General features: G+C 67.6%; 24 protein-coding genes. 5 read left to right on the top strand and 19 right to left on the bottom strand.

The features are described 5' to 3' along the window. The first annotated feature begins 158 nt into the window (after positions 1-158). From ctaE to qcrB, 4 genes are read left to right on the top strand one after another with little or no spacing between them, the layout of a single operon-like run. A complete protein-coding gene (gene ctaE / locus AC4PMY_RS17765) occupies positions 159-788 on the top strand; it encodes an aa3-type cytochrome oxidase subunit III (RefSeq protein WP_285039634.1) in 630 nt (209 codons plus the stop codon). Positions 789-806: 18 nt separating this feature from the next. Beyond that, positions 807-1,652 (top strand): cytochrome bc1 complex diheme cytochrome c subunit, encoded by an 846-nt coding sequence (qcrC, locus tag AC4PMY_RS17760; RefSeq protein WP_064296976.1) that lies wholly within the window; start codon positions 807-809, stop codon positions 1,650-1,652. A gap of 35 nt (positions 1,653-1,687) precedes the next feature. Continuing rightward, positions 1,688-2,773, top strand: a complete 1,086-nt coding sequence (gene qcrA, locus AC4PMY_RS17755; protein ID WP_064296977.1) for a cytochrome bc1 complex Rieske iron-sulfur subunit — start codon at positions 1,688-1,690, stop codon at positions 2,771-2,773. After that, positions 2,770-4,404 (top strand): cytochrome bc1 complex cytochrome b subunit, encoded by a 1,635-nt coding sequence (qcrB, locus tag AC4PMY_RS17750; RefSeq protein WP_064296978.1) that lies wholly within the window; start codon positions 2,770-2,772, stop codon positions 4,402-4,404. Before qcrA ends, qcrB begins: the two co-directional genes overlap by 4 nt. Positions 4,405-5,049: 645 nt before the next feature. Here qcrB and AC4PMY_RS17745 read toward each other — a convergent pair. The 6 genes from AC4PMY_RS17745 to AC4PMY_RS17720 all read right to left on the bottom strand — a co-directional run bounded on the left by AC4PMY_RS17745 (position 5,050) and on the right by AC4PMY_RS17720 (position 10,636). Next, entirely contained in the window at positions 5,050-5,502 is a 453-nt protein-coding gene (locus AC4PMY_RS17745; RefSeq protein ID WP_064296979.1) for a GNAT family N-acetyltransferase, read from the bottom strand. Beyond that, on the bottom strand, positions 5,502-5,924 hold the full coding sequence (locus tag AC4PMY_RS17740; RefSeq protein WP_064296980.1) for a cytochrome c oxidase subunit 4: 423 nt from the start codon (positions 5,922-5,924) through the stop codon (positions 5,502-5,504). Before AC4PMY_RS17740 ends, AC4PMY_RS17745 begins: the two co-directional genes overlap by 1 nt. A 5-nt stretch (positions 5,925-5,929) precedes the next feature. After that, entirely contained in the window at positions 5,930-7,657 is a 1,728-nt protein-coding gene (gene ctaD / locus AC4PMY_RS17735) for an aa3-type cytochrome oxidase subunit I (RefSeq protein WP_064296981.1), read from the bottom strand. Then, entirely contained in the window at positions 7,654-8,556 is a 903-nt protein-coding gene (gene ctaC / locus AC4PMY_RS17730) for an aa3-type cytochrome oxidase subunit II (RefSeq protein WP_064296982.1), read from the bottom strand. Before ctaC ends, ctaD begins: the two co-directional genes overlap by 4 nt. A 162-nt stretch (positions 8,557-8,718) precedes the next feature. Beyond that, positions 8,719-9,084 carry an iron-sulfur cluster insertion protein ErpA gene (gene erpA, locus AC4PMY_RS17725; RefSeq protein WP_064296983.1) on the bottom strand — a complete coding sequence of 122 codons (366 nt, stop codon included), beginning with the start codon at positions 9,082-9,084 and terminating at the stop codon, positions 8,719-8,721. 106 nt (positions 9,085-9,190) lie between these two features. Further along, the gene (locus AC4PMY_RS17720; RefSeq protein ID WP_064296984.1) at positions 9,191-10,636 is read right to left on the bottom strand and encodes a dipeptidase; all 1,446 of its coding nucleotides are present in this window, start codon (positions 10,634-10,636) and stop codon (positions 9,191-9,193) included. Positions 10,637-10,679: 43 nt separating this feature from the next. On the opposite strand from AC4PMY_RS17720, the gene AC4PMY_RS17715 reads away from it, so the two are divergent. Further along, positions 10,680-11,279, top strand: a complete 600-nt coding sequence (locus AC4PMY_RS17715; protein ID WP_064296985.1) for a DUF3043 domain-containing protein — start codon at positions 10,680-10,682, stop codon at positions 11,277-11,279. A 69-nt stretch (positions 11,280-11,348) separates the two neighbouring features. Here the strand turns inward: AC4PMY_RS17715 and AC4PMY_RS17710 are convergent, their stop codons facing one another. From AC4PMY_RS17710 to murC, 13 genes are all read right to left on the bottom strand, one after another. Next, positions 11,349-12,386, bottom strand: coding sequence for a quinone-dependent dihydroorotate dehydrogenase (locus tag AC4PMY_RS17710; protein WP_064296986.1), 1,038 nt, complete (start codon positions 12,384-12,386; stop codon positions 11,349-11,351). Positions 12,387-12,389: 3 nt separating this feature from the next. Next, positions 12,390-12,872 carry a transcriptional regulator NrdR gene (nrdR, locus tag AC4PMY_RS17705; protein WP_064296987.1) on the bottom strand — a complete coding sequence of 161 codons (483 nt, stop codon included), beginning with the start codon at positions 12,870-12,872 and terminating at the stop codon, positions 12,390-12,392. Further along, positions 12,872-14,242 carry a histidinol dehydrogenase gene (hisD, locus tag AC4PMY_RS17700; protein ID WP_064297036.1) on the bottom strand — a complete coding sequence of 457 codons (1,371 nt, stop codon included), beginning with the start codon at positions 14,240-14,242 and terminating at the stop codon, positions 12,872-12,874. The genes nrdR and hisD overlap by 1 nt, the downstream gene beginning before the upstream one ends. 61 nt (positions 14,243-14,303) lie before the next feature. Next, positions 14,304-17,768, bottom strand: coding sequence for a DNA polymerase III subunit alpha (gene dnaE, locus AC4PMY_RS17695; RefSeq protein WP_064297037.1), 3,465 nt, complete (start codon positions 17,766-17,768; stop codon positions 14,304-14,306). 191 nt (positions 17,769-17,959) lie between these two features. After that, positions 17,960-18,883 (bottom strand): RluA family pseudouridine synthase, encoded by a 924-nt coding sequence (locus AC4PMY_RS17690; RefSeq protein WP_064296988.1) that lies wholly within the window; start codon positions 18,881-18,883, stop codon positions 17,960-17,962. Continuing rightward, a complete protein-coding gene (gene lspA, locus AC4PMY_RS17685; protein WP_082916269.1) occupies positions 18,880-19,560 on the bottom strand; it encodes a signal peptidase II in 681 nt (226 codons plus the stop codon). The genes AC4PMY_RS17690 and lspA overlap by 4 nt, the downstream gene beginning before the upstream one ends. Further along, positions 19,520-20,161 carry a DivIVA domain-containing protein gene (locus AC4PMY_RS17680; RefSeq protein WP_064296990.1) on the bottom strand — a complete coding sequence of 214 codons (642 nt, stop codon included), beginning with the start codon at positions 20,159-20,161 and terminating at the stop codon, positions 19,520-19,522. Before AC4PMY_RS17680 ends, lspA begins: the two co-directional genes overlap by 41 nt. A 174-nt stretch (positions 20,162-20,335) precedes the next feature. Further along, on the bottom strand, positions 20,336-20,632 hold the full coding sequence (locus tag AC4PMY_RS17675) for a YggT family protein (RefSeq protein WP_064296991.1): 297 nt from the start codon (positions 20,630-20,632) through the stop codon (positions 20,336-20,338). Between the two features lie 7 nt (positions 20,633-20,639). Beyond that, positions 20,640-21,155, bottom strand: a complete 516-nt coding sequence (locus tag AC4PMY_RS17670; RefSeq protein WP_064296992.1) for a cell division protein SepF — start codon at positions 21,153-21,155, stop codon at positions 20,640-20,642. Between the two features lie 44 nt (positions 21,156-21,199). Then, positions 21,200-21,913 carry a YggS family pyridoxal phosphate-dependent enzyme gene (locus AC4PMY_RS17665; RefSeq protein WP_231884433.1) on the bottom strand — a complete coding sequence of 238 codons (714 nt, stop codon included), beginning with the start codon at positions 21,911-21,913 and terminating at the stop codon, positions 21,200-21,202. Next, positions 21,913-23,169, bottom strand: a complete 1,257-nt coding sequence (gene ftsZ, locus AC4PMY_RS17660; protein WP_064296993.1) for a cell division protein FtsZ — start codon at positions 23,167-23,169, stop codon at positions 21,913-21,915. The genes AC4PMY_RS17665 and ftsZ overlap by 1 nt, the downstream gene beginning before the upstream one ends. 159 nt (positions 23,170-23,328) lie before the next feature. After that, the gene (locus tag AC4PMY_RS17655) at positions 23,329-24,336 is read right to left on the bottom strand and encodes a cell division protein FtsQ/DivIB (protein ID WP_491623309.1); all 1,008 of its coding nucleotides are present in this window, start codon (positions 24,334-24,336) and stop codon (positions 23,329-23,331) included. Positions 24,337-24,439: 103 nt separating this feature from the next. After that, a complete protein-coding gene (murC, locus tag AC4PMY_RS17650) occupies positions 24,440-25,852 on the bottom strand; it encodes a UDP-N-acetylmuramate--L-alanine ligase (protein WP_064296994.1) in 1,413 nt (470 codons plus the stop codon). Between the last annotated feature and the right edge of the window lie 24 nt (positions 25,853-25,876).

Genomic DNA, 25,876 nt, shown 5'->3' with positions numbered 1-25,876 from the left:
GCCGACGCCTCGAGCGGCCAGTGGAGGCGAAGATCACATGAATCCCGCAGCAGAACCGAAGATCCCGGTCAGGAAATAAGGCTACCCTTACTGATCCGACCGTGCTCGCCGCCGCCGAAATGCGAAAAACCGCTCCGGCTTTCGGCCATAATGGAGGGGTGACGAGCACCTCAATCAACCTTGCGCCGAGCGCGCCCCGGATCAACCGACCGAACACGGTCGCGGTTGGAACGATCGTCTGGCTGGGCAGCGAGGTCATGTTCTTCGCCGGCCTCTTCGCGATCTACTTCACGCTGCGATCGATGGCTCCCGAACTGTGGGCGGCCGAGGCCGGTCGCCTGAACGTCCCGTACTCGACGATCAACACGATCATCCTCGTGTCCTCGTCGTTCACGTGCCAGTTCGGCGTCTTCGCAGCGGAGCGCATGCAGCCCCGCATGACCGGCTGGAGCCCGCGCAAGTGGGGCATGGTCGAGTGGTTCTTCCTCACCTACGCCCTGGGTGCCGTGTTCGTCGCCGGCCAGATCCTCGAGTACGCGACGCTCGTCAGCGAGGGCATCTCCCTCAGCTCGAACGCGTACGGCTCGGCGTTCTACCTCACGACCGGCTTCCACGGCCTGCACGTGACCGGCGGCCTCATCGCCTTCCTCCTCGTGATCGGCCGTGCCTACGCCGTCAAACGATTCGGCCACAAGGAGGCGACGAGTGCCATCGTCGTCTCGTACTACTGGCACTTCGTCGACGTCGTGTGGATCGGCCTCTACTTCGTCATCTACATCCTGCGCTGACCCGGAATGACTGCCTCCATGAAGACTGACCCCACCCAGACGACGACCACCAAGGCGTCCAAGAAGGCCGCCCGTGCCACGCGCAAGAGTGGCCGCCGCAGCCCGTTCGCCTCGGCGGCGCTGCTCGCGATCGGCCTCCTCGTCACCGGAGGCGCCTACGCAGCCGTCAGCGTCAGCACGGCCAGCGCCGAGCCCGTCGCCGCCGCCAAGTCGCAGGCCTCCGTCGACGAGGGCGAGAAGCTCTTCTCCGCGAACTGCGCCACCTGCCACGGCCTCGACATGCAGGGCACGACCGCCGGACCGAGCCTCCTCGGCGTCGGTGCCGCCGCCGTCGACTTCCAGGTCGGCACCGGCCGGATGCCGCTGCAGAACCAGGGCCCGCAGGCCCCGGAGAAGCCCGTGCAGTTCACCGAGGAGCAGATCTCCTCCCTCGCGGCCTACGTCGCCTCGGTCGCACCCGGCCCGGAGATCCCCGAGGAGCAGTACCTCGACGGCGAGGGCGACGCCTCCAACGGCGCCCAGCTGTTCCGCATCAACTGCGCGATGTGCCACAACGTCGCAGCCGCCGGTGGCGCCCTGACCGAGGGCAAGTACGCTCCCTCGCTCGTCGGCGTCAGCGCCGCCCACATCTACGAGGCCATGATCACCGGCCCGCAGAACATGCCCGTCTTCAACGACATGAACCTCTCCCCCGAGGACAAGCGCGACATCATCACCGCGCTCAAGTTCATGGAGAAGAACCCGTCACCGGGCGGCAACGACCTCGGCTCGCTCGGCCCCGTCTCCGAGGGCCTGTTCCTCTGGATCTTCGGCCTCGGCTCGATCGTGGCCCTCACCGTCTGGATCACCGCGAAGTCGAACTGACCGACGCGGATCGACAACACGTAAGAAGGAGCACCATGGCTCACGACAACTCGAGCGGCTCGGGTCACCCAGCCGCCGACTCGTCTGCCGATCCGTCCGCCCACGGGCAGGAGCTGCAGGTCGCGACCGGTACCGGGGTCATCTCCCGCGATGCCGTCGTCGACCCCGGCCTGCCTCCCCACCGGAAGCGCGTCACGGACCTCGACCCCAAGAAGGACAAGCGGGCCGAGCGCGCCGTCTACACCCTCTTCTACCTGTCGATCGCCGGCAGCGTCTGGGCGGTCGCCGCCTACATGGCGTTCCCGATCGAGCCCGAGGACATCGCCTCGGTCCGTCTGAACAACCTGTTCATCGGTCTCGGCATGGCGTTGGCCCTGCTCGCGATCGGTATCGGTGCCGTGCACTGGGGCAAGGCCCTCATGCACGACGAGGAAGGCATCGACTACCGTCACAAGGTCGGCGGCAACCAGGTCAGCCGCGATCGCGCGGTGGAGATCATGCACCAGGCGAACGTCGAGTCCGGCATCGGTCGACGCGCGCTCATCCGCAACAGCCTCATCGGTTCCCTCATCGTCTTCCCGCTCCCGGGCATCGCGCTGTTCCGTGGCCTCGCGCCGTACGACGAAGACCCCGTCGAGCTCATGCAGCACACGATGTGGAAGGAAGGCACGCGCCTCGCCCGTGACCCTTCCGGAACGCCCATCAAGGCGTCCGACGTGACGCTCGGCAGCGCGTTCCACGTGATCCCCGAGAACCTCCACGAGGCCGACCACGTCCTCAACGAGAAGGCGAAGGCGATCGTGCTGCTCATGCGGCTGAAGCCCGAAGACCTCGTCGAGGAGGAGTCCAAGAAGGACTGGTCCTACGACGGCATCGTCGCCTACTCCAAGGTGTGCACGCACGTCGGTTGCCCTGTCGCGCTCTACGAGCAGCAGACGCACCACCTCCTCTGCCCCTGCCACCAGTCGCAGTTCGACGTCACGAACCACTGCGCGGTCATCTTCGGACCGGCCGCCCGGCCGCTTCCGCAGCTGCCGATCACCGTCGACGACGAGGGTTACCTCGTCGCGCGGAGCGACTTCCACGAACCTGTCGGCCCGAGCTTCTGGGAGCGTCATTGAGCACCTCGACCGCAACACGCGCCCCTGAGCAGGCCAAGGCCGCTCCGGCGAAGAGCTCCGGTGGATTCACCGGCGCTGCAGCGAACTACCTCGAAGAGCGGACGTCCATCTCGGTCGCCGTCAAGGAGTTCGGCCGCAAGATCTTCCCCGACCACTGGTCGTTCCTCCTCGGCGAGGTCGCGCTCTACAGCTTCGTCATCATCCTGCTGTCGGGCTCCTTCCTCACCTTCTTCTTCCAGGCATCGATGGCGGAGGTCCACTACGACGGGTCCTTCGTCCCGCTGAAGAACATCGAGATGTCCGTCGCCATGGCGTCGACGCTCGACATCTCCTTCGACATCCGCGGCGGCCTCCTGATGCGTCAGGTGCACCACTGGGCTGCCCTGCTGTTCGTGGCATCCATCGGCCTGCACATGCTGCGCATCTTCTTCACCGGTGCGTTCCGCAAGCCGCGTGAGCTGAACTGGGTGATCGGTTTCGTCCTGTTCATCCTCGCCATGGCCGAGGGCTTCACCGGATACTCGCTGCCCGACGACCTGCTCTCCGGTAACGGTCTGCGGATCATCGACGGCATGGTGAAGGGTCTGCCCATCATCGGTACGTGGACGACCTTCCTGCTGTTCGGTGGAGAGTTCCCGGGCACCGACATCGTCGGCCGCCTCTACACGCTCCACATCCTGCTCCTGCCGGCGCTGGTGCTGCTCTTCATCGCCCTGCACCTGGTGTTCGTCGTCGTGCACAAGCACACGCAGTTCCCGGGCGCCGGTCGCACCGAGCAGAACGTGGTCGGATTCCCCGTCCTCCCCGTCTACGCGGCGAAGGCCGGTGGCTTCTTCTTCATCGTCTTCGGTGTCGTGATGCTCATCGCCTCGCTGTTCACGATCAACCCGATCTGGAACTACGGGCCATACGACCCCTCCCCGGTCTCGGCAGGTACGCAGCCTGACTGGTACATCGGGTTCGCCGACGGCGCGCTCCGGCTGGTTCCGCCACACCTCGAGTTCGTCCTCTGGGATCACACGTTCTCGTTCAACATCATCCTTCCCGTCCTCGTCCTGGGTCTGTTCATCGTCACGGTGTTCATCTACCCGTTCGTCGAGGCGTGGATCACGGGTGACAAGCGCGAGCACCACATCCTCGACCGTCCGCGCAACGCGCCGACCCGCACCGCGATCGGTGCTGCCGGTGTCACCTTCTACGCCGCCCTCTGGGCTGCTGCGAGCTCGGACATCATCGCCACCCACTTCAAGGTGACGATGGAGGGCGTGATCCACACGCTGCAGGCGATCCTCATCCTCGGACCGTTCATCGCCTACTTCATCGCGAAGCGCACCTGCCTGGCGCTGCAGAAGAAGGATCGCGAGATCCTCCTCCACGGCTACGAGACCGGGCGCATCGTCCGCCTCCCCGGTGGCGAGTTCATCGAGGTCCACGAGCCCGTCGACGAGTACGAGCGCTGGCGCCTCGCGAGCTACGACGACCACAAGCCGTTGATGATCCGTCCGAACGCCAAGGGCAAGATCACCGGTGTCCAGAAGGCTCGCGCCGCGATGTCCCGCTGGTTCTTCGAGGATCGGATCGCTCCCGTCACGAACACGGAGATCGAACGTTCCCACGGCGACCACCACTAGGCGGATCCCACTGGAAAGCCCCGCAGTCCTCACGGACTGCGGGGCTTTCGTCGTTCTGCGGCGGGGATTCGTGGAACCGTGCTGCGACACGACGCGGCGACAATGGAGGTCCGTGCGATCCCGCTCCCCCGCTCTCCGGGCGCGGAAGGCCGCTGCGGCGGTATGAGCACGTCGACAAGCTTCGGAGACCTGTGATCGCTCACCGCGGTACACCGCCCTTCCTGCGCGACCGCAGACGATGTGAGCCTGTCGACCGGCTTCGGATCCGACGTTCCCGTCACAGGCTGATCGGGACCGTACAGAGGAGCCACCGGACGACGCCTGCCCGTCGACGGGCTCAGGGACCGGGGAACGGCCTACGCCAGGTCTGTTCGCACGCACGCTGAGTCCGCTGAGGGCGGCGTGTGCCTCTCGACAGCCTCAGGGACCGACGGGCGCTCCCCCGGTCTACAAGGCGTGAGGGGGGGTGTCACCTGAATACGGCTGCCACCGTGAACTCTCGACGAACCGAAGGGTGACGCTCACGACCTTCAGGGGCGGTCCCCACACCTTGCCAGCTACTTGTTCTCCACGTCTAGGCGCGCACCAGAACACGAAAAAGCCCCCGAGCGGTGGCTCGGGGGCTCTTCGATGACAGCTTGGGGATCAGCCCAGCGGGAGGATCTTCTTGTAGAACTCCGCAGTCACGTTGTAGCCGAGACGACGGTAGAAGTCGCCGGCTCGAGAGGTGGACATCGTCAGCTGGCGCGCACCGCGCTCGACGGCATAGTGCTCGTTCGCCTCGACGAGGGCCGATCCGATGCCGGCACCGCGGGCGGTCTCGTCGACGACGAGCTCCTGCAGGTGGGCGGTCAGGCCGGCCGCATGCAGCAGCCGCGACACCGTCATCAGGGTGTATCCGACAACGCGGTTCGCCTCGTCGACCGCGACGTACAGCACGTTGGTCTCGTCTTCACGAGGGCGCATGACGTTGTTGTACGCGGCCATGAAGTCGTCCGCCGCAGGAGGGATGGACCCGGTGATCAGCTGGCCGGCCAGCGCGAAGACGGCTGAACGGTCGTCGGGCTGACCGCGACGGATGCTGAACGAGGCGACCATCAGCGTGCGAAGTATCCGCGGTAGTACTCGTAGTTCCAACCGACGACCGCGATGACGACCAGCGGGATGCCGATGATCGCGATCCAGAACCCGACCGCCAGACCGAGTACGAGCAGACCACACGCACCGGCGAGGATGATGGGCCACCAGCTCCACGGGCTGAAGTGCCCGATCTCCGGGTCGCCGTCGTCGATGTTCGCCGTCAGCGTGTCCTCGGGGAGCTCGGCACCCTGGCTCTTGTGCACCCGGCTGAGGTAGAAGCCGAGGAAGGCGCTCAGGATCGCGGCGAGAGCCAGGGTGACCGTGCCGACCCATTCGACCCGGCCGTGCAGCGGGTCGACGAGCGACCACACCGTGTAGACCGCACAGAGGAGGGCGCAGAACACCGTCAGGATCGTGAAGAGGATGATATTGGCGCGCATGGCGGCTACTTCACCTTTCCGGCGTCGATGTCGAGCGTGGGTGCGTCAGGTGCGTCCTTCGCGGGACCGACGCCGACCGGGATACCGACCTCGGGGTGGTGGAGGTCGAAGGCCGGGCGCTCCGAGCGGATGCGCGGTATGGAGACGAAGTTGTGACGCGGCGGAGGCGAGCTGGTCGCCCACTCGAGCGATCCACCGTACCCCCACGGGTCGTCCTCGGTGACTCGAGGAGCCTTCCGGATCGTGATGTACACGTTCAGGAAGAAGGGCAGCAGCGAGATGGCGAGGATGAACGAGCCCACGGTCGACAGCTGGTTCATCCAGGTGAAGCCGTCCTCAGGCGAGTACGTCGCGTAGCGGCGCGGGAACCCGATGACGCCCAACCAGTGCTGGATGAGGAACGTCGTGTGGAAGCCGATGAAGAGCAGCCAGAAGTGCCAGTAGCCGAGCTTCTCGTTGAGCATCTTACCCGTCCACTTCGGCCACCAGAAGTAGAAGCCGGCGAACATGGCGAACACGACCGTGCCGAACACGACGTAGTGGAAGTGCGCCACGACGAAGTAGGAGTCGGAGACGTGGAAGTCGAGCGGCGGCGAAGCGAGGATGACACCGGTGAGTCCACCGAAGACGAAGGTGATCAGGAAGCCGATCGACCAGAGCATCGGGGTCTCGAAGGTCACCGAACCGCGCCACATCGTGCCCAGCCAGTTGAAGATCTTCACGCCGGTCGGAACCGCGATGAGCATCGTCATGAGGGCGAAGAACGGCAGGAGCACCGATCCGGTGACGTACATGTGGTGTGCCCACACCGTCACGGAGAGGGCCGCGATCGCGATCGTCGCGTAGATCAGGGTCTTGTAGCCGAAGATCGGCTTGCGGCTGAACACCGGGAAGATCTCGGACACGATGCCGAAGAACGGCAGCGCGATGATGTAGACCTCGGGGTGCCCGAAGAACCAGAACAGGTGCTGCCACAGGATGACGCCGCCGTTGGCCGCGTCGTAGATGTGGGCGTCGAACACGCGGTCCGCGGCAAGGCCGAAGAGGGCCGCCGCGAGCACCGGGAACGCCATCAGGACGAGGATGGACGTCACGAGGACGTTCCACGTGAAGATCGGCATGCGGAACATCGTCATGCCGGGGGCGCGCATCGTGATGATCGTGGTGATGAAGTTGACGCCACCGAGGATGGTGCCGAAGCCGCTGAGCGCCAGTCCGAGGACCCAGAGATTGCCTCCGAGCCCTGGCGAGAACGTCGTACTCGACAGTGGCGCATAGGCGAACCAGCCGAAGGCGGCGGCACCCTGCGGGGTGAGGAAGCCACCGACGGCGATGAGGCTACCGAAGGCGTAGAGCCAGAACGCGAAGGCGTTCAGTCGCGGGAAGGCGACGTCCGGTGCGCCGATCTGCAGCGGCATGAGCGCGTTCGCGAACCCTGCGAAGAGCGGCGTCGCGAACATGAGGAGCATGATCGTGCCGTGCATCGTGAAGAGCTGGTTGTACTGCTCCTTGGTCTCCACGATCGTGCCGCCGGGCTCGAAGAGCTGGGCGCGGATGATGAGCGCCATCACGCCGCCGAGGCAGAAGAAGATGAACGAGGCGATCAGGTACATGTACCCGATGGTCTTGTGGTCGGTGGAGGTGATCCACTTGACCAGGATGTTGCCCTTGCGCTCGACCGACGTGCGTCCGACGACGCTCGCCTGGCCTGCGGGAAGCGTGGTGGAGGTCATTCCCCGTCTCCGTGCTCTTCGAGACCTGCCGGCGCCTTGGTGCCGGGGAGGTTGCTGTTGCGGTCGTATGCCGTGCCGTAGTCGCCGATGTTGCCCGACTCGGCCAGGTCTTCGAGGTGCTTGTCGTACTCGGCCTGCGAGACGACCTTCACGTTGAAGAGCATGAGCGAGTGGTACTCGCCGCAGAGCTCGGCGCACTTGCCGGCGTACGTGCCCTCGCGCTCAGGGGTGAAGGACATGTAGTTCGTCTTGCCCGGGATCATGTCCTTCTTGTAGAGGAAGTCGATGACCCAGAAGGAGTGGATGACGTCGCGCGACTGCAGCGCGATCTTCACCGTCTTGCCGACGGGCAGGTAGAGCGTGGGGAGTGCGTCCTGGTCGATGACGCCACCGGGCTTCTCATCGGCCTGCACGCCTGCGGTCCAGACGTCCTGGCCGTCGACGGCCTCGTCGTACACGAAGTCCCACGCCCACTGCTTGGCGAAGACCTCGATGGCCACGTCGGGATCCTCGTACTGGGTCTCGATCGCGTTCTGGTCGCGCGCCGTGAAGGCGAAGAAGCCGAGCACCAGGATGAGCGGGACGATCGTGTAGAAGATCTCGATCGGCATGTTGTACCGCAGCTGGACCGGGAGACCGGTCTGCCCCTTGCGGCGTCGGTACACGATGACGGCCCAGATGATGAGCCCCCACGTGATGACGCCGACTGCGAGCAGCACCAGCCATGCCGTCACCCACAGGCCCGCGATGCGGTCCGTATGGTTCGTGACGGGAGATTCGCCCTCGACGAATCCCGGCAGGTAACCATGCAGTTCCGCCTGCGTACAACCCGCCAGGACTATGGCGAGTGTGGCTGCGACCGGAATGGCAGCCCATCTGAGACGACGAGTCGAGCGCACCTCTGAAACCTTTCGAATACACACCTGTGGATCGCCCCCCAGTCTAGTGGGGATGGGCGGTGAACGCCGGACCATTCGCGTCCGCGGTGCGGGATCGTGACCGGAATGACGAAGGGGAAACCACCCGGGACCGGGCAATTTCCCCTTCAGGAAGAATCTGGCTCAGTGGAAGCTGTCGCCGCAGGCGCAGCTGCCCTCGGCGTTGGGGTTGTCGATGGTGAACCCCTGCTTCTGGATGGTGTCCTCGAAGTCGATCTTGGCGCCGTCGAGGTAGGGGACGCTCATCTTGTCGACGATGACCTCGACGCCGTCGAAGTCGACCGTGGCGTCGCCGTCGAGCATGCGCTCGTCGAAGTACAGCTGGTAGATGAGGCCCGAGCATCCACCCGGCTGCACGGCCACGCGGAGACGGAGGTCGTCGCGACCCTCCTGCTCGAGGAGGCTCTTGACCTTCTGCGCCGCCGTGTCGGACAGGCCGACGCCGTGAGCCGCGTCGATCTTGGTCTCGGTCAGGATGGTGTCGCTCATGATGCTCCTCGCGAGGTCTGGCGGCGCCGGGTCGACGCCTGTGTGAGATTCTACCGCCTGCCGCGACGGACGCACCCCTGGAAGTGCGGCGGCGCGTCCGTCGCGTCTACGCGTCCGAGGACGGACGGGGTGCGGCCGCCAGGCGAGCGAGGAGCACCGCCTCTGTGAGGATCGCCTTCTGGAAGACGCCGAGGTGCAGCGACTCGTTCGGGCTGTGGGCGCGCGAGTGCGGGTCCTCGACACCGGTGACGAGGATCTGGGCGTCCGGGAAGACCCGGACGAGGTCGGCGATGAACGGGATCGATCCGCCGACACCCGTCTCCACGGGCTCGACCTCCCAGGCGTCGGCCATGGCGCGCTTCGCCTCGGCGACGGCCCAACCGCTCGTGTCCACGAGGAACGGGCTCCCCTGGTCGACCTCGTCGATCGTCAGCTGCGCGCCGAACGGGCTGTTGGCGAGGAGGTGGGCCTCGAGTGCACGGTAGGCCTCGGCCGGATCCTGCCCGGGGGCGATCCGCGCACTGATGCGAACCGACACCTCCGGGATGAGCGTGTTCGAGGCGTTGGCCACCGACGGTGCGTCGATGCCCGTGACGGTGATCGCGGGCTGCGACCAGATCCGGCTGAGGATCGAGCCGCGTCCGATCGGCGTGACCCCCTCGGACAGACCTGACTCGGCGCGGAGCTGCGCCTCGTCGAACTCCGGGGTGACGGCGTCGTGCGAGGTGAGTCCGGCGACCGCCACCGAACCGTCCGCGTCCCACAGTGTCGCGAGCAGGGTGACCGCGGCCAGCATCGCGTCCGGCACCGCTCCCCCGAGCATCCCGGAGTGGGAGGCGTGGTCGAGGGTCTTCACGCGCAGCCGGAACGTGACGTTGCCGCGCAGACCGATCGTCAGCGCCGGCGTCCGCTCGTCCCAGTTGTCGCTGTCGGCGACGACGATCACGTCCGCAGCGAGGGTGTCGCGGTGCTCCTCCAGGAAGGAACCGAAGGACCGCGAGCCGAACTCCTCCTCGCCCTCGATGAACAGCACGATACCGAGGTCGAGGTCGGAACCGAGGACCTCGGTGACGGCTCGGATCGCGGCGATGTGGGACATGACGCCGGCCTTGTCGTCAGCCGCGCCCCGTCCGTAGATGCGGCCGTCACGGACGGTCGGCTCGAACGGCGGCGAGTCCCACTTGTCGTCGCTTCCGGGGGGCTGGACGTCGTGGTGCGCGTAGAGCAGCACGGTCGGTCGGCCGTTCCGTGGTTCGCGGCGGGCCAGCACGGCGGGCTGCCCGAGCTCCGCTCCGCCGTCAATGGCGGACCGCCGCACCGAGACCTCGTCGAAGACACCGAGACCGCGTGCGAGCTCCGCGACCGCCTCGGCACTCCGCGTCACCTCGGCCGCGTCGAACGCCGACCACGACACCGAGGGGATACGGACGAGCGCCGACAGATCGGCTATCGACGACGGCAACGCACCGGCGACGGATTCGCGCAGCCGATCGAGGACTTCCTGGTCGTTGCGTGGGTCTTGGGTCGATTCCGTCGTGGTACCTGTCGTCATGCGAGTAATCTTAAGGGAATCCCCGAATCAAGGACGTTCCATCGTGGCCAAACAGCAGAGCACCCCGGCATCAGAGCCGATCGTCGAGACCGCAGCGCAGACGGCTGAGCGCCTCGCCCGCGGCGCCAAGGAGGCGAAGGGTCGACCGACCCCGTCCCGGGCGGAACGCGAGGCGCAGAACAAGCGTCCACTCGTCCCCTCCGACCGCAAGGAGGCCTCGAAGGCGGCGAAGGCGCAGCAGGCCGAGGCACGGCGGCGGGCGCAGGCCGGCATGGCCGCCGGCGACGACAAGTTCCTCCCGGCACGCGAGCGCGGCCCGCAGAAGAAGTTCGTCCGCGACTACGTCGACGCCCGGTTCAACATCGGTGAGTTCATGATCCCGGTGATGTTCCTCGTGATCATCCTGACGTTCATGCCGGTGCCCGAGATCCAGGTCTACGGCATGCTCACCCTCTGGGTGTTCTTCATCATCGCGATCGCCGACTGCTTCTTCCTCGGCTTCCGCGTCCGGAAGGCGCTGCGGGCGAAGTTCGGGCAGGACGAGCGAGGCGTGCGCTGGTACGCCGCCATGCGCGCGCTGCAGCTGCGCCCGCTCCGTCTGCCGAAGCCGCAGGTCAAGCGCGGTCAGTTCCCCAACAAGTAGTCCCGCGAAACCGAACGCCCGCCGGTCCAAGACCGGCGGGCGTTCGTCGTCGATGGCGGGTGGTGCCGCTCAGCGGGCGTTCCGAGCCAGTCGGTCGAGCCCGCGGTTGATGTGCCTCGCCCAGAGCGGCCCGCGGTAGAGGAACGCCGTGTAGCCCTGCACCAGGGTTGCTCCCGCGTCCAAGCGCTCCTGGACGTCTTCGGCGGTGTCGACGCCTCCGACCGAGATGACGCACAACTCCGGGGGCACGATGGCCCGGATGCGCCGCAGGACGACGAGCGAGCGGGCGGCCAGCGGTGCTCCGGACAGTCCACCGGCCCCGGCCGCCTCGACGATGGCGGGATCGGTGGTCAGTCCGTCGCGCGAGATGGTCGTGTTCGTCGCGATGACGCCGTCCAGGCCGAGTTCCACGACCAGCTCTGCGATGCGGTCGACCTCCGCATCGCTGAGGTCGGGTGCGATCTTGACGAGCAACGGCGTCGAACCGGCGGCGGCACGGACGGCCTCGAGCAGCGGCGCGAGCTGGTCGAGCTCCTGGAGGCCTCGGAGTCCCGGGGTGTTCGGCGAGCTGACGTTGACCACGAGGTAGTCGGCCACGGGCGCGAGGAGCGTCGCGCTCCGGACGTAGTCGGCCGTGGCGTCGGCGACGTCCACGACACGGCTCTTGCCGATGTTCACGCCGAGGACGGGTCGGCGGCTCACCCGTGCGGTCCGTTCGAGCCGACGCCTGGCCTGGTCGGCTCCGCCGTTGTTGAAGCCCATGCGGTTGACGACCGCCCGATCGGCGATGAGTCGGAACAGTCGGGGCTTGGGATTGCCCGGCTGCGGGATCGCCGTGATCGTGCCCACCTCGACATGGCCGAACCCGAGGAGTCCGAGACCGAGGACGCCCTTGCCGTCCTTGTCGAAACCGGCGGCGACACCGAACGGGGTCTCGAACCGCAGCCCCAGCGTCTCCACCGACTGGTCGAGTCGCGGCAGCGTCCAGCGCCTGATGGCGGGGCCGAGGCCGGTCGCGGGAAGCGCGCGGATGACGTCGAAGGCCAGGTGGTGTGCGCGTTCGGGATCGAGCTTGGACAGCACCTGGGCGAAGAGGAAGCGGTACACGGCTCAGAGCTCCTCGGACGGCACGGGGGCGGCACCGGAAGCGTGCTCGACGCGGAGCAGCGCGATCGCGGACTCGAAGTCGTCGAGCGATTCGAAGGCCTGGTAGACACTGGCGAAGCGGAGGTACGCGACCTCGTCCAGCTCCCGCAACGGCGCGAGGATCGCCAGACCGATGTCGTTCGCGTCGATCTGCGACGCGCCGGTGGCGCGGATGGACTCCTCCACCCGCTGAGCCAGGACGGCGAGGTCCGAGTCCGTCACCGGGCGACCCTGGCAAGCCTTGCGGACACCGCTCACGACCTTCTCCCGGCTGAAGGGCTCAACCACGCCGGAACGCTTGATCACACCCAGACTCGAGGTCTCCATGGTGCTGAAGCGCCTCCCGCACTCAGGGCACTGCCGACGTCGGCGGATGGCGAGTCCGTCGTCGCTGGTGCGGGAGTCGATCACCCGGGAGTCAGGGTGGCGGCAGAACGGGCAGTACATCAGCGGGCTCCCTCGGGGGCGGTGGGGGCGGTGGTGTCGTCGGCCGCACGGATCTCGGCATCGACGAGCCCGAAGCGGGCCGTCACCGCCTCGCCGTGCGCCGGCAGGTCCTCCGAGCCCGAGAGGGCCACGATGTGGGCCGAGACCTCGCGGAGCGCCGGTTCGTCGTACCGGACGACCTGCTGCGGCCGGAGGAAGGTGAACGCTCCGAGGCCCGAGGAGAACCGCGCCTGGCCGCCCGTCGGGAGGACGTGGTTCGACCCGGCCAGGTAGTCTCCGAGGCTCACCGGGGTGTGATCGCCGAGGAAGATCGCGCCGGCGTTCGTGATGGAGCCGAGGAGCGACTCCGGGTCGCGCGTCTGCACCTCGAGGTGCTCCGGCCCGTACGCGTTGCTGAACGCCACGGCCGCCTCCAGGTCGTCGACGAGCACGATCGCCGACTGCGGTCCGCCCAGGGCCTCGACGACGCGCGATCCGTGACGCGTGCCTGCGGCGTACCGCTGCAGCCACTCCTCCACCGCGGTCGCGAGCGTCGCGCTGTCGGTGACGAGCAGCGATGCCGCCGCCTCGTCGTGTTCCGCCTGGCTCACGAGGTCGGCCGCGACGAGCCGGGCATCGGCGCCGGCGTCCGCGATGACCAGGATCTCGGTGGTCCCAGCCTCGGCATCGATCCCCACCTGCCCCTTCACGAGGCGCTTGGCGGCCGCCACGAAGATGTTGCCCGGGCCGGTCACGACGTCGACAGGATCGAGGGCGAGGTCGGGTACTCCGTAGGCGAACGCACCGATCGCTCCGGCACCACCCATGGCGTAGACCTCGGTCACCCCGAGCAGCCCGGCGGCGCCGAGGATCGTCGGGTGGACGCGCCCGCCGAACTCGCGCTGCGGGGGCGAAGCGAGCGCCACGGAACCGACGCCGGCCTCCTGGGCCGGCACGACGTTCATGACCACACTCGAGGGGTAGACGGCCTTCCCGCCCGGGACGTAGAGGCCGACGCGACCGACCGGGGCCCAGCGCTGCACGACGGTCGCGCCGTCGCCGAGTTCGGTCGTACGCTCCGGCGGGACCTGCGCTCTCGTGGCGGTCCGGACCCGGTCGATGGCCTCCACGAGCGCGGCGCGCACGGCCGGCTCGAGTGCCGTGACGGCGGCGTCGATCTCGGCCTGTGGGACGCGGATCCGCTCAGGGCGTCCCCCGTCGAACCGGTCCGCCTGCGCCGAGAGGGCCTCGGAACCGTCCGCTCGGACGTCGTCGATCAGCGTCTGAGCGGCATGCGCTGCCGCGGTGATGTCGACGACGGGACGGGGCAGCATGTCCAGGAGCTCGGTGCGGCTCGGCCGCACTCCCCTGAGGTCAATGGTGGTGATCATGGCCGTCACAGCCTATCGTCCGCAGCGGTCCGTCCCGGCTGCCGCCAGCGCCCCAGCGGGGTCAGCCGAGACAGTTCGGGCCGAGCAGGGACTTCAGCTCGCCGAAGAGTCCGGACGAGAGACTGACGCGATGGGGCAGCTCGAACACCCGCGCGATCTCGCCTCGGATGAGCTTCAACCGGACCTCGGTCGACCCGGCGTGCCGCGTCAGGACGTCGCTGAGCGTGGTCACCGTCTCGGTCGTCGCCCGGGCGTCCGCCATCGACAGCTGGAGCATGCGGTCGGCACCGGCCTCTGGCAGTTCGGGCGAGAAGATGCTGTACGCGTGGAGGTTCATCCCGTCGTCTCGGACACTGACCCGTCCGCGGACCACCACGATCGAGTCGCCGACGAGTTCGGAGGCGAACTCCTGATACGCCTTGCCCATGAACATGGCGGTCATCTCGCCGCCGAAGTCCTCGACCTGGATCATGCCGTACTGGTTGCCGGAGGCCTTGGCGATCCGATGCTGGACACTCGTGACGAGCCCCGAGATCACGACGGTCTCGCCGTCCATGCCCTCGGAGGTCATGAGGTCGGTGATGGTCGTCGTGGCGTGCTTCGCCAACTCGATCTCGAGTCCGGCCAGCGGGTGGTCCGAGACGTACAGCCCCAGCATCTCCCGCTCGAAGTTGAGCTTGTCGCGCTTGCTCCAGTCGGGACGCGCGGGGACGCTCGCGAGCGGCACCTCGCCGACCTCGGCGAACAGGCTGTCGAAGTCGAAGCCGATGCTCCCGGACGCCTCGGCACGCTTGTCCTTCACGACCGAGTCGACGGCGTCCTCGTGGATCTCGTAGAGCGCACGTCTGCTGTCGCCCATGGAGTCGAACGCGCCGGCCTTGATGAGCGACTCGATGGTCCGCTTGTTCGCCACCGGCAGCGGCACCTTGCGGAGGAAGTCGTGGAAGGAGGTGAACCGGCCCTCGCGCTCGCGTGCCTGCCGGATCAGCTCCACGACGTTCGAACCGACGTTGCGGACGGCACCCAGACCGAACCGGATGTCCTCCCCGACTGCGGCGAAGAACCCGATGGACTCGTTGACGTCGGGCGGCAGGACCTGGATCCCCATGCGGCGGCACTCGTTGAGGTAGAGCGCCATCTTGTCCTTGGAATCGCCGACACTCGTCAGCAGACCGGCCATGTACTCGGCCGGGTAGTGCGCCTTGAGGTACGCCGTCCAGTAGGAGATGACCCCGTAGGCGGCGGAGTGCGCTTTGTTGAAGGCGTAGTCCGAGAACGGGAGGAGGATCTCCCACAGCTTGTTGACGGCCTCCATCGAGAAGCCGTTCGCGACCATGCCGCCGGAGAAGCCCTCGAACTGCTTGTCCAGTTCGGACTTCTTCTTCTTGCCCATCGCACGACGGAGGATGTCGGCCTGTCCGAGGGAGAAGCCGGCGACCTTCTGCGCGATCGCCATCACCTGCTCCTGATAGATGATGAGGCCGTAGCTCGTCGACAGGATCTCGGAGAGCGGTTCCTCGAGCTGCGGATGGATCGGGGTGATCTCCTGCAGGCCGTTCTTCCGCAGCGCGTAGTTCGTGTGCGAGTTCGCGCCCATCGGCCCGGGCCGGTACAGGGCGATCAGCGCCGAGATGTCCTCGAAGTTGTCGGGCTTCATGAGGCGCAGCAGCGCGCGCATCGGTCCGCCGTCGAGTTGGAACACCCCGAGGGTGTCGCCTCGGGACAGGAGTTCGTAGGCGCCGCGGTCGTCGAGCTCGAGATCCTCGAGGACGAGGTCGAGATCGCGGTTGCTCTTGATGTTGTCGAGGGCGTCGTTGATGATCGTCAGGTTGCGCAACCCGAGGAAGTCCATCTTGATCAATCCGAGGGACTCGCACGCCGGGTAGTCGAACTGCGTGACGATCTGGCCGTCCTGCTCGCGCTTCATGATCGGGATGATGTCGATGAGCGGGTCGCTCGACATGATCACGCCGGCCGCGTGCACGCCCCACTGACGCTTCAGGTTCTCGATGCCGAGCGCGGTCTCGAAGACGGTCCGGGCCTCCGGGTCGGTGTCGAGGATGCCACGGAGGTCGACCGCCTCCTTGTACCGCGGGTGCTTGGTGTCGAGGATGCCCTCGAGCGGGATGTCCTTGCCCATGACCGCCGGCGGCATCGCCTTCGTCAGCTTGTCGCCCATGCCGAACGGGAAGCCGAGGACGCGCGACGAGTCCTTGAGCGCCTGCTTGGCCTTGATGGTGCCGTACGTGACGATCTGCGCGACGCGCTCGTCGCCGTACTTCTCGGTGACGTACTTGATGACCTCGCCGCGTCGGCGGTCGTCGAAGTCGACGTCGAAGTCGGGCATCGACACGCGGTCGGGGTTGAGGAACCGCTCGAAGATGAGCCCGTGGCGGAGTGGGTCGAGGTCGGTGATCTGCATCGCGTACGCCGCCATGGACCCCGCACCGGAACCACGACCGGGCCCGACGCGGATGCCGTTGCGCTTCGACCACTGGATGAAGTCGGCGACGACGAGGAAGTACCCGGGGAAACCCATCTGCACGATGACACGCGTCTCGTAGTTCGCCCGTTCCCGGACGTCGGCGGGGATCCCGTTCGGGTACCGCAGGTTCAGCCCGGTCTCGACCTCCTTGATGAACCAGCTCTCCTCGTTCTCGCCCTCCGGCACGGGGAACCGCGGCATGTAGTTGGCCGAGGTGTCGAAGGCGACGTCGCACCGCTCGGCGATCGCGAGGGTGTTGTCGCACGCCTCGGGGTACTCGCGGAACAGCCGGCGCATCTCATCCGCGGACTTCAGGTAGAACTCGTCGGCGTCGAACTTGAAGCGGTTCGGGTCGTTGAGCGTGGAACCGGACTGCACGCAGAGGAGGGCGGCGTGCGCTTTGGCGTCCGCGGCGTGCGTGTAGTGGAGGTCGTTCGTCGCGAGGAGCGGGAGACCGAGGTCTTTCGACAGCCTGATGAGATCGGCCATGATCCGGCGCTCGATCCCGAGCCCGTGGTCCATGATCTCGCAGAAGTAGTTCTCCGCGCCGAAGATGTCGCGGAAGTCCGCAGCGGCCTTGACCGCTTCGTCGTACTGGCCGAGACGGAGTCTCGTCTGCACCTCGCCGCTCGGGCAGCCGGTCGTCGCGATGAGACCGGCGCTGTACTGGCTCAGGATCTCCCGGTCCATGCGCGGCTTGAAGTAGTACCCCTCGATCGACGCCTTCGACGAGAGCCGGAAGAGGTTGTGCATCCCCTCGGTCGTCTCCGAGAGCAAGGTCATGTGCGTGTAGGCGCCGGCGCCGGAGACGTCGTCTCCCCCGCCGTCGCCCCACTTGATCCGCGTCCGGTCACCGCGCGCGGTCCCCGGGGTGATGTACGCCTCGGTCCCGATGATCGGCTTGATCCCGGCATCGGTCGCCGTGCGCCAGAAGTCGAAGGCGCCGAACATGTTGCCGTGGTCGGTCACGGCGACGGCGGGCATGCCCTGCTCGACCGCGGCCTGGATGAGCGGCTTCACGCGGGCTGCTCCGTCGAGCATCGAATACTCGCTGTGGACGTGCAGATGGACGAACGAATCGGTGGACGTGGGCACGGACGGCGCCTCCGGGGATCGTGCTGTGGGGTTCGGCGCGGACGCCGAGGTGGTCTGTGATCCAGCCTAACCGTCACCGCTGACGGTCGACTCCTGCGACGTCGTCACGCATGGCGACGGGAGGGCTGGGCGTCGGCTCAGTCGAGTTCGAGCACGGACAGGGCGTGCTGGAGGTCCGCCGGATAGGCAGCCTCGAACCGCACGAACTCCCCCGTGGCCGGGTGGGCGAACCCCAGCTTCGTGGCGTGGAGCCACTGGCGGGTGAGCCCCAGCCGCGCTGAGAGCGCAGCGTCGGCTCCGTACATCGTGTCGCCGACGCAGGGGTGCCGCTGGGCCGCCATGTGCACGCGGATCTGGTGGGTGCGGCCGGTCTCCAGGTGCACCTCGAGCAGCGAGGCGTACGGGAACGCCTCGAGCGTCTCGTAGTGGGTGATCGACGGCTTGCCGTCGGCGGTCACGGCGAACCGCCAGTCGTGACGCGGATGGCGGCCGATCGGTCCGTCGATGGTGCCCGCGAGTGGATCGGGGTGCCCCTGCACCACAGCGCGGTAGATCTTCTCGACCTCGCGGTCGTGGAAGGCCCGCTTGAGCCAGGTGTAGGCCCGCTCGGTCTTCGCGACGACCATGAGGCCGCTCGTCCCGGCGTCCAGCCGATGGACGATGCCCGCGCGCTCGGCGGCTCCGGAGGTCGAGATGCGGAAGCCCGCAGCCGCAAGGGCACCGAGCACCGTCGGTCCCTCCCAACCGACCGAGGGATGCGCCGCGACGCCCGCAGGCTTGTCGACGACGACGATCTCGTCGTCGTCGTGGACGATGCCGAGGTCGGGGACCGCGATCGGGACGATCACGGCCTCCCGTCGAGGCGTCCATTCGATCTCGAGCCAGGCGCCTCCGAGCAGGCGATCGGACTTGTCGACCGACTTCCCGTTCATGGCCACTCCGCCGGCCACGGCCACCTCGGCCGCATAGCTGCGCGAGAAGCCCAGGAGCTTGGCGAGTCCGGCGTCGACGCGCTCGCCGTCGAGTCCGTCGGGGACGTACAGACTGCGGGACTCGTTCACCGGCGACCTGCGTCCGGGCTCGCGTCGCCGGGCTCCGCGGGATCGAGGGGGTCCGTGTCTGCTGCAGCCTCACGGTCCTCCGCCTCCTGGGCTGCCCGCTCGCTCGCGCGCGTCGTGCGCGTGCCGTCGAGGTTGACGCCGAAGAGCGTCAGAAGGATGAACAGCGCCATGCTGACCACGATGCAGATGTCGGCGACGTTGTAGATCGCGGGGAGCATCCAGGGCGTCGAGATGAAGTCGACGACGTGGCCGAGGCCGAAGGACGGCTCGCGGAAGAGGCGGTCGGTCAGGTTGCCGAGCACGCCGCCGAGGAGCAGACCGAAGACGATCGCCCAGGCGCGCGAACGGATGCGGCGCGCGAACCAGACGATGACGACGACGACCACCGCGGCGAGGATCGAGAAGATCCAGGTGTAACCCGCCCCCAGCGAGAAGGCGGCACCCGAATTCTTGACGAAGTACAGGACCAGCGCCTGCCCGAAGACGGGGACGGACTCACCGACCGTCAGGTTGGTGGTGACGAGGAACTTCGTGAACTGATCGGCCGAATAGGCCACGACGGCAACCAGCGCCAGGACTGCGAGAGTCCTGGCGCTGGCCTTCGACGGTGATGCGGGAGACAACCGGGTGTCTGCGCTAGACCGCTGCGCTGTCGGCGGTGACGCCGGACTTCGCATCAGGAGCGGAGCTCGACGACGAGGCGTCGAGGTCCTTCAGCTGACCCTCGATGTAGCTGCGGAGCTGCGAGCGGTACTCACGCTCGAAGTTGCGCAGCTCGTCGATCTTGTGCTCCAGCACGGAGCGCTCCTGCTCGAGGATCTGCATCTGTGCGCGCTGCTTGGCCTCGGCCTCGGCGACGACACGTGCTGCGGTCGCGTGACCTTCGGCGATGAGTGCGTCGCGACGCTGAGCGCCCTCTGCGACGTGCTCGTCGTGCAGGCGGCGCGCCAGCTGCAGGAGGTTGTTGGAGCTCTCGGCCGTGTTGTCGGTCGACTCGGCGGCAGGAGCCGCCGCGGGTGCGACGACCGGAGCCGGTGCGGGAGCGGGCTCAGCCTTCGCGAGCGCGGCGGGAGCGGAGGAGCCGCCCTTCTGCAGCTCGGCGACCTTGGCCTCGGCCGCGGTCAGCTTCTGCTGGACCTCGTCCTTCTCCTGGATGAGGCGACGCAGTTCGACGACGACCTCGTCGAGGAAGTCGTCCACCTCGTCCTGGTCGTAGCCTTCGCGGAACTTGGTCTGCTGAAACCGCTTCTGGACCACGTCTTCGGGAGTGAGCGCCATAGCGAACCACCTTCACTGTCGAATCGAAAATCTGTGTACAACGCCCCCACGCTAGCAAAGTCTGACCCAGTGGGTGAGACATGTTGTCAGCGTCGGAGCTTCCCGTCAGGTGACGGGCGTTCTATCGTAGCCGCACAATCGTCGTGAACCCTGCGCGGGCATCGACGTCGGCGGCTACAGGAGCTGGACGAGCGTCATCGCGATGATGCAACACAGCATCGTCAGCGTCCAACCGAAGTCGAGCGCGACGGGACCGACCGCGACGCGCGGCAGGACGCGGCGGAAGAACCGGATCGGCGGGTCGGTTACCGTGAAACTCAGCTCGGCGAGGACCAGGCCGACGCCCGACGGTCGCCACTGCGGGCGGAGCACCCGAGCCAGGTCGAGGATGAACCGCGCCCAGAGGACGAAGAAGTACAGGAGCAGCGCGAGATAGAGGATCGTGCCGATCACGGAGATGAGAGAAGCCACCCCTCGATTATGACTGAGCGAAGAAGGTCGCCTCGGTCGCTTCCGGTGCACCCTGCCCGTTGTCGCCGGAAACGGCGACGTGTTCGGGCGAGAGCAGGAAGACCTTGCTCGTCACTCGCTCGATCTTCCCGTAGAGGCCCTGTGAGAGGCCACTGGCGAAGTCGATGAGGCGTCGGGCGTCGCCGTCGCTCATCTGGGAGAGGTTGATGATGACCGGCACACCGTCGCGGAAGCTCTCGGCGATGATCTGAGCGTCGCGGTACTGCTTGGGGTGCACCGTGAGGATCTCGTTGAGGTCGGAGCTCGGGGCGACCGGCTGACGGACCGGGACCGGCTTGCGCAGCGGGGTCACGGGAGCGGCCTTCTCGACGCGCTCGACCCGCTCTGCGCGCTCAGGACGTTCCGCCCGGCGAGGCTCGGCCTGCTGCGTGGGCTCGGCCTGGGCAGCGTGCTGCTGCTCGTACTCGAGATCATCGTCGGCGAGCCCGAGGTACACCATGGTCTTCTTCAGTGGGTTCGACATCGTTTCCTCCGTGATCTGCGGTCCTTGCACCTTCGAGATTAACGTCACACCGGACGATTCCCGGTGATTGCCGTGCCGATGCGTAGGTGTGTCGCGCCCGCTTCGATCGCCTCGACGTAGTCGTGGCTCATCCCGATCGACAGACCGTCGGCCTGCGGAGCGAGGGATCGCACCCGCGCGGACGCCGCGACGACGCGCGCGAACGCATCGGCCGGTGGCTCGTCGAGCGGGGCGACGGCCATCACACCTCGCAGGAGGACGCCTTGGGCTTCGAGCGTCTCCGTGGCGAGCGCTTCCAGCGCCGCATCGCCGACCACACCGCCGCGACCCGGGTCGTCGGTCAGGTTCACCTGGAGGAACACCTCGAGGAGGCGGTCCGGTGATGACAGCGCGCGCAGGAGTTCGGGGCGGTCCACCGAGTGCACGGCGTCGACGTATCGGCGCACCTGCTTGGCCTTGTTCGTCTGCAACTGGCCGATGAAGTGCCACCGCAACCCGAGTCCGGCGGCCGCCTCGGCCTTGTCTCGGGCCTCCGGGTGTCGGTTCTCCCCCACGTCGGTGATCCCCGCGGCCGCGAGCTGCTGCACGAGTGCGACCGGATGGAACTTCGTCACGACGATGAGCGTCGGCTCGTGGGAGCGGCCGGCCGCCCGGGCGGCGTCTGCGACGCGGCCGCGGATCGCCGCGAGGCGATCGACCAGAGCCGGATCGGGCTCCGAAGAGCCCGATCCGGCCGGGGTGATCGAGTCGCCGCCCACTACTTCAGGAAGTCGGGGATGTCCAGCTCGCCCTCGTCGTCGAACGAGGGGTCGACGACGGCGGTCTCGACGACCGCTTCAGGCTGGCGGTGCGTCGCGCCGGAGAAGGGCGAGGACGCGTTCTGCCTGGAGCCCCAGTCACCGCCGGAGGCGACCGGCGCCGCAGCAGGTGCCGAGCGGTGCTCGGACGACTCGGAGGCCGCGCTGGCCGAGGTGCTGATCGGAGCACTGGGTGCCTCGTCCGAGGTGCTCATGACGCCGCCCGAGATGACCGCGTCGGCAGGCGAGGCCGCCGTCCTGGTGAGGGGCTCGCCACCGTCGAATCCGGCGGCGATGACCGTGACGCGCACCTCGTCGCCGAGGGTGTCGTCGACGACCGCACCGAAGATGATGTTCGCCTCGGGGTGCACGGCCTCCTGGACGAGCTTGGCGGCGTCGTTGATCTCGAAGATACCGAGGTTCGAGCCACCCTGGATGGACAGCAGGACACCGTGGGCACCCTCGATGCTCGCTTCGAGCAGCGGGGAGGCGACGGCGAGTTCAGCCGCCTTGATGGCACGGTCCGCGCCGCGCGAGGAGCCGATACCCATGAGGGCGGAGCCGGCTCCCTGCATGACCGACTTGACGTCGGCGAAGTCGAGGTTGATGAGGCCGGGGGTGGTGATGAGGTCGGTGATGCCCTGGACACCGGCGAGGAGTACCTGGTCGGCGGTCGCGAACGCCTCGAGCATGCTGATGCCGCGGTCGCTGATCTCCAGCAGGCGGTCGTTCGGCACGACGATGAGCGTGTCGACCTCCTCCTTCAGGCGGGCGACGCCGAGCTCGGCCTGGGCCTGACGGCGACGACCCTCGAAGCCGAAGGGCTTCGTGACGACACCGATGGTCAGCGCACCGATCGACTTCGCGATCCGCGCCACGACGGGTGCGCCACCGGTTCCGGTGCCGCCACCCTCGCCGGCGGTGACGAACACCATGTCGGCTCCGGCGATCGCCTCTTCGATCTCCTCGGCGTGATCCTCCGCCGCGCGGCGTCCGACCTCGGGGTCGGCACCGGCGCCGAGGCCGCGGGTGATCTCGCGGCCGACGTCGAGCTTGACGTCGGCATCGCTCATCAGCAGCGCTTGCGCGTCCGTGTTGATGGCGATGAATTCCACGCCTCGGAGGCCGAGCTCGATCATGCGGTTGACCGCGTTGACACCGCCGCCGCCGATACCGACGACCTTGATGACGGCGAGGTAGTTCTGGTTTGTAGTCACTTCAGGCCTCCGTGAGAACTCTCAACCTCTAGTTAAGGTTTAAAGTTATGCTGCGTATGCATTTTCTGTCCTGAGCACGACGTTAGGGCCCAGCCCCGACCGTGTCGGGACGCTTCCGGGCGTGTCGGCACATCGACGGGAATATCCCGGTGCGCTTCCTCAGCGGACGATGGCGGCGGACGGCGACGACACGTCGTACTGGTTCACCTGGGACGGGTCGGTGGCCGCCATCGTGGTCGCGAGGATCCGCGCTTTGAGGACCGAGTCCTCCGCACTCCCCCACACGACTTCGGCGGGCGAGTCCACGAGCGTGAGGGTGACGTCGTCCGCGGTCGACGCCGAAACGGACGCCACTCGGGCGCGCAGATCCGTCGGCAACGCCCGGATCACTGCGGCCGCGGCGACGAAGCCTTTGGAGGTCGGGCCACCGGTGACCATGAGCGTGGGATACCCGGCGATCGGTTGGTCGCTGCGCTCGATGGTGACCCCGGCGGCGTCGACGAGGGTGTACACCGACCCTGATTGCAGGACGCCCACCGGCTCGCGTTCGACGATCCGCACGACGAGCGTGCTCGGGGGCTGGGATTCGAGGGAGTAGCTCGCGATGAGCGGGTACCCGACGAGTACCGCCTTGACGGCGCCAGCGTCGACCAGGGCGAGCGGGCGACCCAGCTGGTCGCTGAGCGCCTCGGTGATCTCGGCCTGGTTCACCCGGCTCGCACCGACGACCTCGATGGACCGGACGGCCAGCAGGGGCGAATAGGCGCCCGCGAGCGAGACGACGATCAGCACGCCGAGGATCGCGGCGGCGATCACCCAGGGACGGTGGCGGCCTCGCTTGCGGGCCGTGAACCGACGGATCTCCTGGCGTTCATGACGACGTCGCAGCTTGGCGGCCTCACGCGGGGTGAGGAACGCCTCGTCCTCCGGTTCGTCCGGGCGCTCCATGGTCGCCGTAGACGAGGCGGAGGACGTCGCCGCCGGCTTCGCTCCGACCGTCGAGGACGGCGCCGCCGTCGATGTGCCTGACGCCGACTTCGACTTCGCCTTCGCCGTGGAGCCCGACGGCTTGGACGGTGCGCCGGCGTCCGACCGCTTCGGCCGGAGCCGCGCGGCGTCCAGCTCGATGACGTCCGTCTCCTGCTCGCCGCCGGGCTCAGCGGGCACACCGCCACGGTCGACCGGGGCCGACACCGCCGGCCGTGTCTGACGCTCGGGGCGCGGACTGGCCGCGGGGTCGAAGCCGTCCGGGCGCTTCACCGGACGCCCATCAGACGGACTCGCGACCGGCGATGGCCTCGAGGAGCTGCGGAACGATCCGGTAGACGTCGCCGCATCCGAGCGTGATGACGAAGTCGCCTGGTCGCACGACCGTCGCCGTGTAGTCCGCGGCGCGCTGCCAGTCGTCGATGTACGCGACGCGGTCCGCGTCGGAGAACCGGGTCGACACGGTCGCACCGGTCACGCCGGGCTCGGGGTCCTCGCGCGCACCGTAGACCTCGAGCACGACCGTGTGGTCGGCGTACCGTTCGAGGGCGTCGGCGAACTCCTGGGCGAACAGTCGGGTCCGGCTGTACAGGTGCGGTTGGTGGACGGCGATGATGCGTCCGTCGCCGACCACGGTGCGCGCTGCGGCGAGGGCTGCGGCGACCTCGGTGGGGTGGTGCGCGTAGTCGTCGTAGACGCTCACACCGTCGACGACACCGTGCAGTTCGAATCGGCGCTGCGTCCCGCCGAAGGCGGTGATGCCTCGGAGCGCGTCCGCCGGGTCGAATCCGACACCGACGAGGACCGCGAAGGCGCCGGCCGCGTTGACGGCGTTGTGGCGCCCGGGCACGCGGAGGGTAGCCGCGTAGCTGGTGCCCTCGTAGCTGAGTTGGAAGGAGACCGGACCGGTGGAGCCGACGTCGTGCAGTCGGACGTCCGCGTCGGCGGCCTCTCCGAACGTCAGCACACGCTTGCCGTCCGCGGCCTCGCGGAGCGCCGGGGTGATCCGGACCGCACCGGCGTCGTCCGAGGAGATGACGACGAGTTCGCGTGCCTGCTGGGCGAAGGTCACGAACGCCTGCTCGAACGCTTCGAGCGAGCCGTAGTGGTCCAAGTGGTCCGGGTCGATGTTCGTGATGAGCGCGACCGCCGTGTCGTAGAGCAGGAACGAACCGTCCGACTCGTCCGCCTCGACGACGAACAGCTCTCCGGCGCCTCTGGCCGAGCTCAGCCCAAGGGACTCGATCACGCCACCGTTGACGAAGCTGGGGTCGGCACCGAGCTCCAGGAGCGCCGTGATGATCATGCCGGTCGACGTCGTCTTCCCGTGGGCCCCCGCGACGGAGATGAGTCGCGTCCCGGAGGTCAGCCATGCGAGCGCCTGTGATCGATGCAGGATCGTGAGACCCCGTTCCTTCGCGAGCAGGTACTCGGGATTGTCAGCCCAGAGCGCTCCGGTCACGACGAGGGTGTCAGCGTCGCCGACGTTCCGTGCATCGTGCCCGATGGCGACCGGGATGCCGAGCTCGCGCAGTGCGTCGATGTTCTTCGACTCGCGCACGTCCGAGCCGGTCACACGCGATCCGGCGCTCACGAACAACCGGGCGATGCCGCTCATCCCGCTGCCGCCGATGCCGACGAAGTGCACGACGCCGAGGTCGGCGGGGATCTCGACGGTGGGGTCTGGCTTGATCACGGTGTCACGCTTTCTGGGAAGACT

The sequence above is a fragment of the Plantibacter sp. MDV22-iso1 genome, assembly GCF_058408345.1.
Note: the sequence above shows the minus strand (reverse complement) of the source record. Positions and strands in the feature narration are given on the sequence as shown.

What these genes read in the sequence shown, in the direction of transcription:
- qcrC (WP_064296976.1), top strand. Translation starts at nt 807, where the DNA reads ATGAAGACTGACCCCACCCAGACGACGACCACCAAGGCGTCCAAGAAG.
- AC4PMY_RS17740 (WP_064296980.1), bottom strand. Translation starts at nt 5,924, where the DNA reads ATGCGCGCCAATATCATCCTCTTCACGATCCTGACGGTGTTCTGCGCC.
- dnaE (WP_064297037.1), bottom strand. Translation starts at nt 17,768, where the DNA reads ATGCTCGACGGAGCAGCCCGCGTGAAGCCGCTCATCCAGGCCGCGGTC.
- AC4PMY_RS17720 (WP_064296984.1), bottom strand. Translation starts at nt 10,636, where the DNA reads ATGACGACAGGTACCACGACGGAATCGACCCAAGACCCACGCAACGAC.
- nrdR (WP_064296987.1), bottom strand. Translation starts at nt 12,872, where the DNA reads ATGTACTGCCCGTTCTGCCGCCACCCTGACTCCCGGGTGATCGACTCC.
- ctaD (WP_064296981.1), bottom strand. Translation starts at nt 7,657, where the DNA reads ATGACCTCCACCACGCTTCCCGCAGGCCAGGCGAGCGTCGTCGGACGC.
- lspA (WP_082916269.1), bottom strand. Translation starts at nt 19,560, where the DNA reads ATGCGAAGTCCGGCGTCACCGCCGACAGCGCAGCGGTCTAGCGCAGAC.
- qcrA (WP_064296977.1), top strand. Translation starts at nt 1,688, where the DNA reads ATGGCTCACGACAACTCGAGCGGCTCGGGTCACCCAGCCGCCGACTCG.
- AC4PMY_RS17670 (WP_064296992.1), bottom strand. Translation starts at nt 21,155, where the DNA reads ATGTCGAACCCACTGAAGAAGACCATGGTGTACCTCGGGCTCGCCGAC.
- AC4PMY_RS17680 (WP_064296990.1), bottom strand. Translation starts at nt 20,161, where the DNA reads ATGGCGCTCACTCCCGAAGACGTGGTCCAGAAGCGGTTTCAGCAGACC.
- hisD (WP_064297036.1), bottom strand. Translation starts at nt 14,242, where the DNA reads ATGATCACCACCATTGACCTCAGGGGAGTGCGGCCGAGCCGCACCGAG.
- erpA (WP_064296983.1), bottom strand. Translation starts at nt 9,084, where the DNA reads ATGAGCGACACCATCCTGACCGAGACCAAGATCGACGCGGCTCACGGC.
- AC4PMY_RS17745 (WP_064296979.1), bottom strand. Translation starts at nt 5,502, where the DNA reads ATGGTCGCCTCGTTCAGCATCCGTCGCGGTCAGCCCGACGACCGTTCA.